Annotated in this window: 11 protein-coding genes; 10 read left to right on the top strand and 1 reads right to left on the bottom strand. The window is 39.8% G+C overall.

Annotated features, from left to right (window positions below):
- The coding region (locus PN499_RS17030; protein WP_272033288.1) for a hypothetical protein at positions 1-1,800 on the top strand (1,800 nt) is incomplete at its 5' end.
- A 106-nt stretch (positions 1,801-1,906) separates the two neighbouring features.
- On the opposite strand, the gene PN499_RS17025 is transcribed toward PN499_RS17030, so the two are convergent.
- Positions 1,907-2,593, bottom strand: coding sequence for a class I SAM-dependent methyltransferase (locus tag PN499_RS17025; protein ID WP_272033287.1), 687 nt, complete (start codon positions 2,591-2,593; stop codon positions 1,907-1,909).
- Positions 2,594-2,720: 127 nt separating this feature from the next.
- On the opposite strand from PN499_RS17025, the gene rfbC reads away from it, so the two are divergent.
- The 9 genes from rfbC (at position 2,721) to glmM (ending at position 12,419) form a co-directional block, all read left to right on the top strand.
- Positions 2,721-3,269 carry a dTDP-4-dehydrorhamnose 3,5-epimerase gene (gene rfbC, locus PN499_RS17020; RefSeq protein ID WP_272033286.1) on the top strand — a complete coding sequence of 183 codons (549 nt, stop codon included), beginning with the start codon at positions 2,721-2,723 and terminating at the stop codon, positions 3,267-3,269.
- Positions 3,269-4,141, top strand: a complete 873-nt coding sequence (gene rfbD / locus PN499_RS17015) for a dTDP-4-dehydrorhamnose reductase (RefSeq protein WP_272033285.1) — start codon at positions 3,269-3,271, stop codon at positions 4,139-4,141. The genes rfbC and rfbD overlap by 1 nt, the downstream gene beginning before the upstream one ends.
- Complete coding sequence (locus tag PN499_RS17010) at positions 4,138-6,033, top strand: hypothetical protein (RefSeq protein WP_272033284.1); 1,896 nt, start codon at positions 4,138-4,140, stop codon at positions 6,031-6,033. The genes rfbD and PN499_RS17010 overlap by 4 nt, the downstream gene beginning before the upstream one ends.
- A 2-nt stretch (positions 6,034-6,035) precedes the next feature.
- The gene (locus PN499_RS17005; protein ID WP_272033283.1) at positions 6,036-7,019 is read left to right on the top strand and encodes a glycosyltransferase family 2 protein; all 984 of its coding nucleotides are present in this window, start codon (positions 6,036-6,038) and stop codon (positions 7,017-7,019) included.
- Between the two features lie 80 nt (positions 7,020-7,099).
- Positions 7,100-7,735, top strand: coding sequence for a class I SAM-dependent methyltransferase (locus tag PN499_RS17000; RefSeq protein WP_272033282.1), 636 nt, complete (start codon positions 7,100-7,102; stop codon positions 7,733-7,735).
- A gap of 94 nt (positions 7,736-7,829) precedes the next feature.
- Positions 7,830-8,903, top strand: coding sequence for a glucose-1-phosphate thymidylyltransferase (locus PN499_RS16995; RefSeq protein ID WP_272033280.1), 1,074 nt, complete (start codon positions 7,830-7,832; stop codon positions 8,901-8,903).
- Positions 8,900-9,766 (top strand): glycosyltransferase family 2 protein, encoded by an 867-nt coding sequence (locus PN499_RS16990; protein ID WP_272033279.1) that lies wholly within the window; start codon positions 8,900-8,902, stop codon positions 9,764-9,766. The genes PN499_RS16995 and PN499_RS16990 overlap by 4 nt, the downstream gene beginning before the upstream one ends.
- Before the next feature lie 52 nt (positions 9,767-9,818).
- Entirely contained in the window at positions 9,819-10,892 is a 1,074-nt protein-coding gene (locus PN499_RS16985; protein WP_272033278.1) for a glycosyltransferase family 4 protein, read from the top strand.
- A gap of 54 nt (positions 10,893-10,946) precedes the next feature.
- Entirely contained in the window at positions 10,947-12,419 is a 1,473-nt protein-coding gene (gene glmM / locus PN499_RS16980; RefSeq protein ID WP_272033277.1) for a phosphoglucosamine mutase, read from the top strand.
- Positions 12,420-12,872: the final 453 nt, after the last annotated feature.

Raw genomic sequence — 12,872 nt, 5'->3', positions numbered from 1 at the left:
GCGGTAAATAAACTGCCGGGACGGCGGCGTTACGATCGAAGGGTGCGACGCAGACTGATGAAAAAAACTGCCTTATTGATTATCTATCTGATTCCACTTGCTTTGCTGATGGGTTTTGTAGCTAGTTTTAGCGTCAATTTTCCTGTCCACGATCAGTGGAGATTAGTTAGTCTTTTTGATAAAGTAGCTGTCGGCAATGCAACTTTTGAAGATTTTTGGGCTTTACATAGCAACCACCGAATTGTATTCCCCAAAATAATCATTACAATTTTAGCTTTTATTTCTCACTGGAACATTAATTATGAAATTTGTTTAAGCATTGGTTTTTCTATAGTAACTTTTGCTGCTATGTACAAGTTATCCTCCAGTCAAGCGAAGAATCGAGGGGATAATTTGTTTCATTTAGCTAATATTTTAACTTGCCTGTTCGTGTTCTCTTTGGTTCAGCATGAAAACTGGCTATGGGGGTTTCAACTAGCTTGGTTTTTAGTAAATTTATGCGTGACAATTGCCATTTTTATTCTGAGTTTCGAGAGTAAATTATTGCCTAACTTTAGATTATCTATTGCTGCTATATGTTGTGGAATTGCTAGTTTCTCACTGGCACAGGGTTTATTATCTTGGTTGGCTGTAATACCTTCTATTGTTGCTGTTGGGGGAAGTATTGCACAGATAAGAAAAAGATTATCGATCTGGATACTGCTGTTTGTAGGAACTTGTACCTTATATTTTATTGATTATCATCCGAAGCGTCAGCTTAGTATTATCTCACTGTTGGAAAAACCGCTAGTTACAGTCAACTATTTTTTTAATCTATTGGGTTCTCCAATTGTACGTTTACCTGTTATCTCTGGCTTAGTAGGCTTAATCATATTTTTAATTTTTGTATTTTTTGTATTTCATTTTATCAAAAATTTTATTACAGCAAACTACGATCGCGATCGCGATGCTGCGCCTTGGCTATCGCTAGGTTTGTTTTCAGTTTTATCTGCTATTTTTATTACGGTTGGGAGGGCAAGATTTGGAGCTAATCATGCTCTAGAATCTTCAAGATATACAACGGTTTCGATATTTTTATTGATTGCTATAATTCAGTTATGGCTACTATTTAACAAAGAAAATCATATAGTAAAAGTAAGGCTGTCACAACTTATATATAAAGTATTTGCTGGAATCCTAATCTGTATAATATTTCTTAATTCACAACAAGCGATCGCGCAATCTCAAGCTGCACTTTCTTACAGACAAGGCAGTAAAGCTTGCTTAGAGTTAATCAACTATCTAGAATCATCAAATTTTTTCGATAATTCACCAGATAGCTGCTTATGGGTAATGACTGAAAAAACGCACTTAGTGAGGGAAGGAGCAAAAATTATTGATAAAATAGGTTTTAGAAAATTAGCAAAAGATATCGTTTTTACTAATAACCCTAATAAAATTTACGGTTATATTGATAATCCACCGACAATAGAAAAGCCATTGACTATTAAAAAAAGCGGTACATTACGAGTTGCTGGGTGGGCGATTTTGCCTGATAAATTGGAACAGCCAAAAATCGCGTTGCTTTCCTACAGGAATCAGAAATCTTTTTTTGCCAGTGCTTATGTAAACTTAGATAGCGATGACGTTGCCAAGGCTTTAAACTCTAATCGCTACCAGCAAGCGAGATGGGGAGCTACTTTTTCAGCTAATTCTCTTCCAATTGGCGAAACAACAATCAAAGCTTGGGTGTATAATCCTGACGGTAAGGAGTTTGTTAAGTTAAATGGTGGTGCTAAAATCATAGTGGAGGAGGAGTGAAAATTCAAGTTGTTATACATACTCATAACGATGAGGAGTGTGTGGAGGCTAATGTCAGTGCGATCGCGGATACTCTTCTACAAGAGAGAAGAATAAGTTAATAATTTTAAGGTGATTCGGTATCGATTAATTTGGAAGCTTTAATAAACATTTGTCCTCCAAAAAATTGCCAAAGTAAGGGCAGTTTTAGGTAAAATTTTAGCAGCAGAGGTGAGGCTGGTCTGCCTTTTGTGGAAAATGGTAAAAATCTCGGTATAATTAAGTCTATTTTAAAGCCTACGGTTTGTAAAAGTTCTGTAAGCGATAGATGAGTTATGGGTAATTGATGGTCGATAAAATCGTAATATTCTTTGAATGAGTATTTGAAATTGGGTTGAATGATTAAGAGAGAACCTTGGGGTTTGAGAGAGTTTAAACAAAATGAGAGAATTTCAATTATTTCTTCTTTATTACGTAGATGTTCAAAAAAGTTAGAAATAAAAATTATGTCAAATTGGCAAGCAAGTAATTTTTGTTGGTTCAAACTTAAGATATCCAAGTTAAGCACCTTGACATCAGTATTAGCAAATAGTTGAGAATCAGGATTGAGATCGATTAAGTATTTTTCTTTTGCCTTGATTTGATTGATAAATTCGCAGTAGCCACCTCCAATATCTAAAATACTTGAGTTGCAGGAAACATATTTTTGTAAAAAATCGTCAATTAAAATTTTCCAGAGTCCAAGTTTAGATCGCATCTGTTTGGCATCAAAACGATTGGCATACAACTTTTTTAGATATTCGTCTGGTTTCATACTAAAATAACTTTGGTAACTTGGTTACGGTGACTTGCCGCTGCCTAAAAATGCAGTGTTGCGTCAAAAATGCCTAAAGCCTGATACTATTAGGATTGCTACTCAGTTTACCACTTCTTCTAAAATCATGAACATTGTATTTACTGAAATACCAGAAGTCTTAATAATTGAACCTCGCGTTTTTGGTGACGATCGCGGGTTCTTTTTTGAAAGTTTCAACCATCGCACTTTTGCCGAAAAAACTGGAGTTAAAGCCGAGTTTGTGCAAGATAATCATTCTAAATCAGCTCAAAATGTCCTACGAGGCCTTCATTATCAAATGCAGCAACCTCAAGGTAAATTAGTGAGAGTAGCAATGGGAGAAATATTTGATGTGGCTGTGGATATTAGGAAAAATTCTCCAACTTTTGGGCAATGGGTTGGCTATTTGCTAAGTGCCGAAAATAAGCGGCAATTGTGGGTTCCGGCGGGGTTTGCTCACGGTTTTTTAGTTGTCTCGGAGTTAGCAGAGGTGCTATATAAAACTACAGAATACTATGCACCTGAACACGAAAGGTGTATTCTGTGGAATGACCCCGATTTAGCGATCGCGTGGCCGCTAACAGATGTGACACCTATATTGTCGGCAAAAGATCGATCGGGACAAACTTTGAAAACAGCGGAAGTTTTCTCATAATGAAAATTTTACTTACAGGTAGCGGCGGACAACTCGCTCAAGAATTGCAACCAATTCTATTATCGGCAGGAGAGGTGATTGCTGGCGATCGCACTTTCTTCGACTTATCCCAACCAGACAGCATCCGCCAATTAATGGGAGAAATTAAACCCGATTTAGTCGTCAATTGTGCTGCTTATACTGCTGTAGATAAAGCGGAAAGCGAACCAGAATTGGCAAATGCTGTTAATGGAATTGCCCCTGGCATTCTAGCAGAAGAATGTGAAAAATTAGGAGCGACATTAATTCACATTTCTACAGACTATGTATTCGGAGGTAGCCAGGGTTATCCTTATTCCGAAACAGATACTACTAACCCCTTGGGTGTTTATGGTAAGTCTAAATTAGCTGGCGAGTTATCAATTATCAAGGCTTTAGATAGACACATTATTATCAGAACAGCTTGGGTTTATGGCAATGGCGGTAAAGGCAATTTTGTCAAAACTATGCTGAGATTAGGAAAGGATCGGGAAGAAATTCGGGTGGTAGCAGATCAAATAGGAAGTCCTACTTGGACTGGCGATCTTGCGGCGGCTATATCTCAAATCACTTCCAGTATTAGACCTGAAATTTTCGGGACTTACCATTACACTAACAGCGGGGTTGCTAGTTGGTATGATTTTGCAGTAGCCATTTTTGAAGAAGCGAAACAACTAGGATTCTCCCTTAAAGTAAAGCGCGTAATTCCTATTACTACTCCTGAATATCCGACACCCGCAAAACGCCCCGCTTATTCTGTTCTTTCGTCTGCAAAAATATCAGCAGTTTTGGGGAGTCATCCCCAAAACTGGCGGGAAGGACTCAGACAAATGTTAGCAAGAGAGGCGAGATGAAACAGAATTCACAGTTTCTTTTGATTGCGTCAGCAATTATTGCTATCTTGATACCAGGGGCTTATATTTTGTACTTGATATCCCAGTCAGGAGAGCTATCTAATTTTGACTATTGGTGGATTACCTGGAATTTTTATTCAGTTGATGGCTTTTCTACTAATCCTTTCAACTGGATATTTCGGGCAAACGAGCATTTTCTGCTAATTCCATCAATTATCTACGCTATCAATATTGTTGTCACCAAAGGTTCAAATATTGGCTTATCGTTAATTACCTGGATTTTTGCTTGGATTCAGTGTCATATACTAATTGCGATGCTACCTTTAAGGATGCGGCGATCGCAGTTTATATTTATCTGCTTGTTAGTATGTATTTCTATCTTTAATTTTACTCCCGCTGCGGCCCATAACTGGATGAGGGGGTTTAGTGGTGTGGCATGGATGGGTGCTAATTTATTTGTAATTGCTTCTATCTTTTCGATGACAAAGATTGCGGACATAGCATCTCTCGCTGTTCCCGATATCGACCAGGTATTAAAATCCCTGTCTCATAGTAAAAGTCCTCTAAAAAGGACTGAAGGACAATCTAAATCTTTAGTCCTCTTTACAGGAATTCAGCTATTAGCCAGGGAATTTATTACCTTTTGGGTGATGGCAATAGACGACAGAGAGATGTCTAAACCAAAATATATTAAATGGCTAATTGCTAGTATCGTTTTTGCTTTATTAGCCTCTATGAGTTACAGCACATCGCTAGCATTATGGCCTGTTTTGTGTATTTTTCCAGTGGTGCTAAAGTTGCCCCGTAAAGTTATTATCTCATATATAACTGCCGCTATTCTAGTTGTGGGTACTTACTTTTTCACCTATAAAACTCCCTCAAATAGTCCATCTTTAGCAAAACTAAGCATTACTGATAGTATCGCCTATATTCCAGTTTATTTAGGAGGTATTTTTAGCGAAAACGTTACTATTTCGTTGATAATTGGGATAGCGGGATTGAGCGCTACCACAGCTTTTGGAGTTTACTGGCTGTTATCGAAAAAATATCCTAATCGGATAGAATGGATGCCTTGGCTTTCTCTACAAATTTACGCGATCGCAACTGCATTTATGGCCGCTGTCAGCCGTTCGGGATTTGGTGTAGAACAGGCTACAGCCTCTCGCTATGCTTCTCTGCCTGCTCTATTCTGGATGAGCTTAATTATACTAACAACATTGTGGCTTTGGGAATGGCAATTAATTGCTAAAATTCAAGGGCGTTTGCTGATAATTCTACTAGCAGTTGTTGCTTTGGCTATTATTTCAATGTATAGGATAGGGGGACAGACGGCAGATGCGATCGCATATAGAGCAACTTATCAGCCATTGGTAGCACTGTCACTTCAGCTAGGAATAACTGATGTTAGCCTAATTAAAGAAAGAGTAGGCAACAAACCAGCAGCTTTTATTGGGTTGGTTGATGCTTTGAAAGCTAACAATTTAGTTCCTTTTAATCGCGATGTTAAACAGCATAACTTTTGTGCAGCAATAGATGAAAAAATTAATCCTAATTTACTATCAGCCCCCAAAGATGGAGTGCCGGGATATTTCGATACAGTGACTAAATTTACACCCACAGCAGCTAGAGTCATAGGTTGGGTGGGAGATCCAGAAAATAAGGTTAAATGTATCGCCATTCTCAATCAAGAAAATGTTGTCAGAGGTTTTGCCATGTCAGGTTTTCCCCGTCCAGATTTAGTTAAAATATTTGGCCCATCCTACGAATTCTCGGCTTGGAGGGGATATATTGAGATATCATCGGCAGATAAACTGTTGACAGCTTATGCCTCATTTCAAAACCGCGAAGGTTGGATAGCATTGCGTAATTCCCAATTTTTACAAAAAAATTAACCTTGATTAGCAATAACACTTTACCAAAACAACTTAGCTTCGTGATTCCCGTTCACAATGAAGAAGCTACCCTCAAAATCTTGTTTGATAAAATTAGTGAGGTAATGTTACAAGAAAGAATTGACAATTACGAAATCATTTTTATAGATGATGGTAGTCGCGATCGTTCTTGGATAGAAATTACTAAGTTAGTTGAGTTACGTCCTAGTATAATTAAGGCGATTAAATTACGACGGAACTTTGGGAAATCTGCTGCTCTTTCCGCTGGTTTCCGCAAATCAAGGGGTAAAATTATCTTTACTCTAGATGCGGATCTACAAGACGATCCCGCAGAAATTCCTAACTTTTTACAGCATTTAGAATTTGGATTCGATTTAGTTTCTGGTTGGCGAAAAAAACGGAATGACCCGCTTTCTAAAACCTTGCCATCGAAGCTGTTTAATACAGTTACTTCAATTCTGACAGGTGTACAATTGCATGATATAAATTGCGGATTTAAAGCTTACCGCAAAGAAGTTTTGGATTCTATCAAAGTGTACGGCGAATTGCACCGCTATATTCCCGTTTTAGCAAACAATCTAGGTTTTAAAATCGGTGAGGTTGTTGTCGAACACCATTTCCGAAAACACGGTTACTCAAAGTATGGATGGGAACGTTACGCAAGGGGATTTATTGACCTTTTAACTGTTTTAGCGACAACTCACTATTTACACAAACCAGGTCATTTATTTGGAGGATTAGGATTGTTTTTTGGTTCAATAGGTTTTCTATCGCTGACGTACTTAATAATAGTATGGTTTCTGAACTTAGGTGGTATGCACTTAGGGCCTATTGGCACTCGCCCCCTTCTATTTTTTGGGATTTTGTGTACAATATTATCAGTGCAGTTGATATCTTTGGGAATCTTAGCAGAGTTGATTACCCGTAATGTAGATTCTGATTATGTAGACAAGCAGATTGCTGAAGTTCTTGATGAAAATTGTTAAAATTAGTGTAACGCCTCCCTCTGGGAGGTTGCTGATACCGCCACCCTAGCGGCGTTACAAAGGAAAAAAAGAGGTTTTTAATGATTAAGCAAAGGGAAAAAAGTCCTGTGATTGAAAATGGTATTGTTGTCGGAACCGGATCGAATAAATATCAGATGCGAAATCCGATTGGTCAATTGTTATTAAAGCATTTTGCTGATACAATTGCTGAAATCGTCAAAGAAATTAATCCTCAAACTATTTTAGAAGTCGGATGTGGAGAAGGTCATATCACTAAAGTATTAGTTGACAGCAGTGATGCTAAAATCCACTGTACTGACATATCTAATACGATCTTGAATATTGCCAAAGATGCTATTTCCTCCCCCCGCGTATCCTTTGAAAATAAGAATATCTATGAGTTAAAATCGGAAACAGAGGGTTCGGATATTGTTGTTTGCTGCGAAGTCTTAGAACATTTAGACGATCCAATTTTGGGACTAGAAAAATTATACAACGTTGCTTCACCTTACTGCCTTTTGAGTGTACCGCGAGAGCCGATATTTAGAACATTAAACTTTATCCGGGGAGCTCATTTTTCTCAATTTGGGAACAGTCCCGGACACATTCAACACTGGTCAAAAAGAGGATTTATAAAATTAGTCCAAACCAAATTTGAGATTATTAAAGTAAAGTCCCCTTTACCTTGGACGGTAATTTTGGCTAAAATCAAGTGATATTTTGTCCTAATCTGTGGGAAAATATGAACTTGGGAACTTGTGAATCCTATCAGCGTCACGCACTCAAACTGATACTATATACCGGGAAAATATGAAAGCATTAATCCTCTCTGGCGGTAAAGGTACGCGCCTCCGTCCCCTAACTTACACGGGTGCAAAACAACTCGTACCAGTGGCAAATAAACCGATACTTTGGTACGGAATTGAGGGAATTGTCGCGGCTGGGATTACAGATATTGGGATTATTATTAGTCCTGAGACTGGGGAAGAGGTGAAGGCTAAAACCGGAAATGGCGATCGCTTCGGTGCTAAAATTACCTATATTCTCCAAGAAACACCTGCTGGACTCGCTCATGCTGTTAAAGTTGCTCAGCCATTTTTAGGGGATTCTCCCTTTATTATGTATCTGGGAGATAACTTGATTCAAAGTCAGCTTGACCCGTTTTTGCAAACGTTTAAAAATAACAATCTTGATGCTTTAATTTTACTGCGACCTGTAACTAATCCTAGTGCTTTTGGTGTCGCTACAGTAGACGAACACGGGCGCGTTTTAGAATTAGTAGAAAAACCAAAAGTACCGCCATCTAATTTAGCACTCGTGGGGATTTACTTTTTTTCTAAGACTATTCATGATGCAATCTCGCAAATTCAACCCTCTCCTCGCGGGGAACTAGAAATCACAGATGCTATTCAACAACTTATCAACGAACAAAAGCGAGTAGAAGCTTGCAATTTAGATGGTTGGTGGTTGGATACTGGGAAAAAAGATGACTTGCTCAGTGCCAACCAAATCATCTTAGATAGCTGTATAATTCCAGCAGTAGAAGTAGAAATAGACGCTACAACTAAAATCATCGGACGGGTACAAATTGGCAAAGGCAGTCAGATAATTAATTCTACCATTCGCGGCCCGGTTGTTATTGGCGAAAACTGCCACATAGAAAATTCTTTCATTGGCCCTTACAGTAGTATTGCCGATCGCGCAACTTTAATTGATGCTGACCTCGAACATAGTGTAATATTACAATCAGCTAAAATTGTTGGTATTAAGGAGCGAATTGTTGATAGTGTAATTGGACAACGTGCTCAACTAATCCCTGCCCCCGCACGCCCTAAAGCTCTAAGGTTTATGATCGGTGATGATAGTTTAATTGAACTGACGTGATTTACTTTGTTACTGTCAATTATTATTCAACTTCACTTGTAGAAAAGTTAGTTAGTTCTATTCTCCTAGATCGGGATATTGACTGTCAAGTTATTATCGTTAATAACTCTCCTGATGATGACTCAATTCATAGCCTCAAGTCTGAATCTATATTCATTCTTGAGGCCGGGGATAATTTAGGGTTTGGGAAAGCTTGTAACTTAGGTTTGAACTGGATTTACAATCAAAATTCAGAAGCTATTATCTGGCTAATTAACCCTGATGCTTATTTGGTGGAAAGTTCTGTTAAGCAAGCATCTCTGTTCTTTGAGACTTATCCAGAGGTTTCAATTTTAGGTACAATAGTTTACGATCCTACGGGTAAAATTTGGTTTGGGAATGGGCAATTTTTCGCGAAAAATGGCACAATTATTGCTGATGATTGTTTGTCACCTGAATTAGAGGTATTGCCTTATATAGAAATGACCTGGGTAACGGGTTGTAGTTTAATAATTAACTTAAGAAACTTTAATTATTGTCCTCAATTTGATGAGGATTACTTTTTATATTATGAAGATTTTGATTTTTGTAGACGCTATGCTAAACAGGGACATATTATTGCGTTAACCAAACAAATATCTGTCATTCACCAGCCATCATCTATTACTGAGACTCTCCCTGATGAAAAAATAAAACATAGCACTTATAGTTATCTCTTGACTTTAGAAAAACATACGAGTAAATTAGTCTTACTGTATAGGTTGAGTCGGATAACTGTATCAGCATTGATTTCTTTACCAACTAATAGTAAGATATCTGTTAATGAGCTAAAAGGGATATTAATGTATTGTAAAAAAATTGTAACTCTGCCTTCTAGGTGGTAAATTCCGGTCTGGAAGGCGACGTTACAAATGTTGAATCTAACTATTTATAAGTATGGTCAATCCACTGCTGATTAATCTATCCTTCCTAATTCCAGAACCTACAGGAATTTCCACCTACGCAACTAACGTTTTTCCCTACCTACAATCTCTCAATCCTACCCTCCTAGTTTCCCATTCAATCCCAGATTATACCTGCTATCCCGTACCCGATAACATGACTCCCGCCCAAGGAAGTAAGGGACACTTACGACGCTTATTATGGACTCAATTTCAACTACCGCAAATTTATAAAAACCAGCAAGCAAGTTTACTTTTCTCCCCCTTACCTGAAGCACCTTTATTTTCTAGATGTCGCTACGTGGCGATGGCCCACGATCTGATTCCTTTGCGCTTTCCTAAACGGTTTTCGCGCTTAACGGCTTACTTTCGATACTATATACCACAAGTATTGTCCCAAGCCGAACATATAATTTGTAACTCGCAAGCGACAGCCAAAGATATTGTAGATTTCTACAAAATACCGGATAATAAAATTACGCCTATTCCTTTGGCTTACAATCCAGATAAATTTCGCTTTCTCGATTTGCCCACTAGCAATTATTTCCTTTATATCGGTCGCCATGACCATTATAAAAATTTGCAACGGGTGATTTCTGCTTTTGCCACTTTGCCGCATAAATCCGATCTTGAAGTGTGGCTGGCGGGCCCCGGCGATGGACTTTATACGCCACAACTGAAAGCTCAGGTTGTAGAATTAGGTTTAGAGAAACAGGTAAGATTTTTAGATTACGTTCCTGCTGCTGAGTTGCCAATAGTAATTAATCAGGCGATCGCACTGATTTTTCCTAGTTTGTGGGAAGGTTTCGGCTTCCCCGCCCTCGAAGCAATGGCCTGTGGTACACCGGTGATTACTTCCAACCTTTCCTCTATGCCAGAAGTCGTAGGTGATGCGGCATTGTTAGTAAACCCTTACAATATAAATGAAATTGCTGAGGCAATGCAGGCAATTGCTGATAGTTTGGAATTGCGATCGCGCCTTCGCAGCCTTGGCTTAGCTAGATCCGCCCAATTTAGCTGGGAAAAAACCGGTCAGGCAACCGCTATTACTATTAAACGTTATATCTAGAGTCCGGAAATGTTATCCTCCAGTGTGTGTGTGTGATTGTTTAGAGGAGTGATTATGGTACAGACACCTTCGCGCCGTCGCAGCTACCAGCTTAAAGCTGCTAACTCGCTACAGCCAGCTAAAAGCATAGAAACTGTAGGCGCAGCAAACAGTATATCCCTGCCGAATACGCCACTATTCGGGACAGACGGCATTCGCGGCAAAGTTGGGGAATTATTAACGGCCCCCTTAGCGTTGCAAATCGGTTTTTGGGCGGGACAAGTGTTGCGCGATCGCGCTTCCCAACCAGGCCCCGTCATTCTCGGCCAAGATAGTAGAAACTCCAGCGATATGCTGGCAATGGCTTTGTCAGCAGGTTTAACCGCCGCCGGTTTAGAAGTATGGAACTTGGGACTATGCCCCACCCCCTGCGTCGCCTATCTCGCCAGCGTTTCCCATGCTGTAGGCGGAGTGATGATTTCCGCTTCCCACAACCCCCCAGAGGACAACGGCATTAAGTTTTTCGGGCCGGGGGGTACCAAACTACCTTCAGCAGTACAGCAACAAATTGAAGCCGGAATCAGGGGTGGGGCAAATGTCGCGATCGCGAGCTCCGTTTGGGGACACCACTACCACAGATCGGAATTAATCAAAGATTATGCCGCATCGCTACACGGCCCGCTCTTGCCAGAAGTGAATTTGCAAGGAATGCGAATTGTTTTAGACTTAGCTTGGGGGGCCGCCGCCCATATCGCCCCAGAAGTTTTTGCCGAAATGGGGGCAGAAGTTATCTGCTTGCACAACAATCCCGATGGCGATCGCATTAATGTTAACTGCGGTTCAACTAATCTTAATTGCCTGCAAGCAGCAGTTTTAGAACATCAAGCAGACTTAGGATTTGCCTTTGACGGCGACGCTGACAGAGTTTTAGCCGTTGATACCAAAGGCAGACCCGTTGACGGCGATTATATTCTTTATCTGTGGGGCCAAAGGTTGCGCCAATCCGGGCAATTGCCGGAAAATTTGATTATTTCTACAGTAATGGCTAACTTAGGATTTGAGCGTGCTTGGGAACAAACAGGCGGCAAATTAATTAGAACTTCCGTCGGCGATCAGTACGTCCACGCCGAAATGGAACGTACAGGATCGAAATTGGGCGGCGAACAATCCGGTCATATTCTCTGCCCTCATTATGGTGTCAGCGGCGACGGTTTGTTAACAGCTTTGCATTTAGCATCGTTGGTTCGCAAGTCGGGAGAATCTTTAGCAGAATTAGTCGATGGTAGCTTTCAAACCTACCCGCAACTATTACGCAATGTCCGAGTTGAAGACCGAGAGAAACGGATGAGATGGCAAGAGTGCGATGCCTTGCAGAGTGCGATCGCGATCGCTACAAAGGCAATGGGAGAACAAGGACGAGTCCTCGTCCGCGCCTCTGGTACAGAACCCTTAATTCGAGTTATGGTAGAAGCAGCCAGTGACGAATTAGTAAACTATTGGACGGAAAATTTAGTGGTAGCAGTCCAGCAACATATCGCCTTTTGCTAATTGCTAATTGCTAATGGCTAATTGCTAATTGGGGCCTAGAAACCGGGTTTTTTACGAAAATACTTCGTTAGAACCCAGAGATTTGGTAAAAACCCGGTTTCTTTTAGATGGGGCCTAGAAACCGGGTTTTTTTACGAAAATACTTCGTTATAGCCCAGAGATTTGGTAAAAAACCCGGTTTCTTTAGTCCAGCGTGTAAGTCCTGTGAGATATTTCACCATTGTTAATAAAGGACTCAATCACAGGCTGGGTAAGGATTTTTTTGCTTTCACTATGAGGAGGAGGTTTGAAACCCAGTCAGACTATAGCTTTAAAAGAATGAATCAAGTCTGCTTTTCAAGAAGGGTTAGAAAATTAAGTACCAATTAGCAATTAACAATTAGCCATTAGCCATTAGCCATTAGCCATTAGCCATTAGCCATTAGCCATTAGCCATTAGCCATTAGCCATTAG

The sequence above is a fragment of the Kamptonema animale CS-326 genome, from assembly GCF_028330895.1.
Taxonomy (GTDB): Bacteria; Cyanobacteriota; Cyanobacteriia; order Cyanobacteriales; family Microcoleaceae; genus Kamptonema; species Kamptonema formosum.
The sequence above is the reverse complement of the archived record's forward strand: the minus strand, read 5'-3'. Positions and strand labels throughout refer to the sequence as shown.

Coding starts and splice junctions, on each gene's coding strand:
- rfbD (WP_272033285.1), top strand. CDS start 3,269: ATGAAAATTTTACTTACAGGTAGCGGCGGACAACTCGCTCAAGAATTG.
- PN499_RS17010 (WP_272033284.1), top strand. CDS start 4,138: ATGAAACAGAATTCACAGTTTCTTTTGATTGCGTCAGCAATTATTGCT.
- rfbC (WP_272033286.1), top strand. CDS start 2,721: ATGAACATTGTATTTACTGAAATACCAGAAGTCTTAATAATTGAACCT.
- PN499_RS17025 (WP_272033287.1), bottom strand. CDS start 2,593: ATGAAACCAGACGAATATCTAAAAAAGTTGTATGCCAATCGTTTTGAT.
- PN499_RS17000 (WP_272033282.1), top strand. CDS start 7,100: ATGATTAAGCAAAGGGAAAAAAGTCCTGTGATTGAAAATGGTATTGTT.
- glmM (WP_272033277.1), top strand. CDS start 10,947: ATGGTACAGACACCTTCGCGCCGTCGCAGCTACCAGCTTAAAGCTGCT.
- PN499_RS16995 (WP_272033280.1), top strand. CDS start 7,830: ATGAAAGCATTAATCCTCTCTGGCGGTAAAGGTACGCGCCTCCGTCCC.
- PN499_RS16985 (WP_272033278.1), top strand. CDS start 9,819: ATGGTCAATCCACTGCTGATTAATCTATCCTTCCTAATTCCAGAACCT.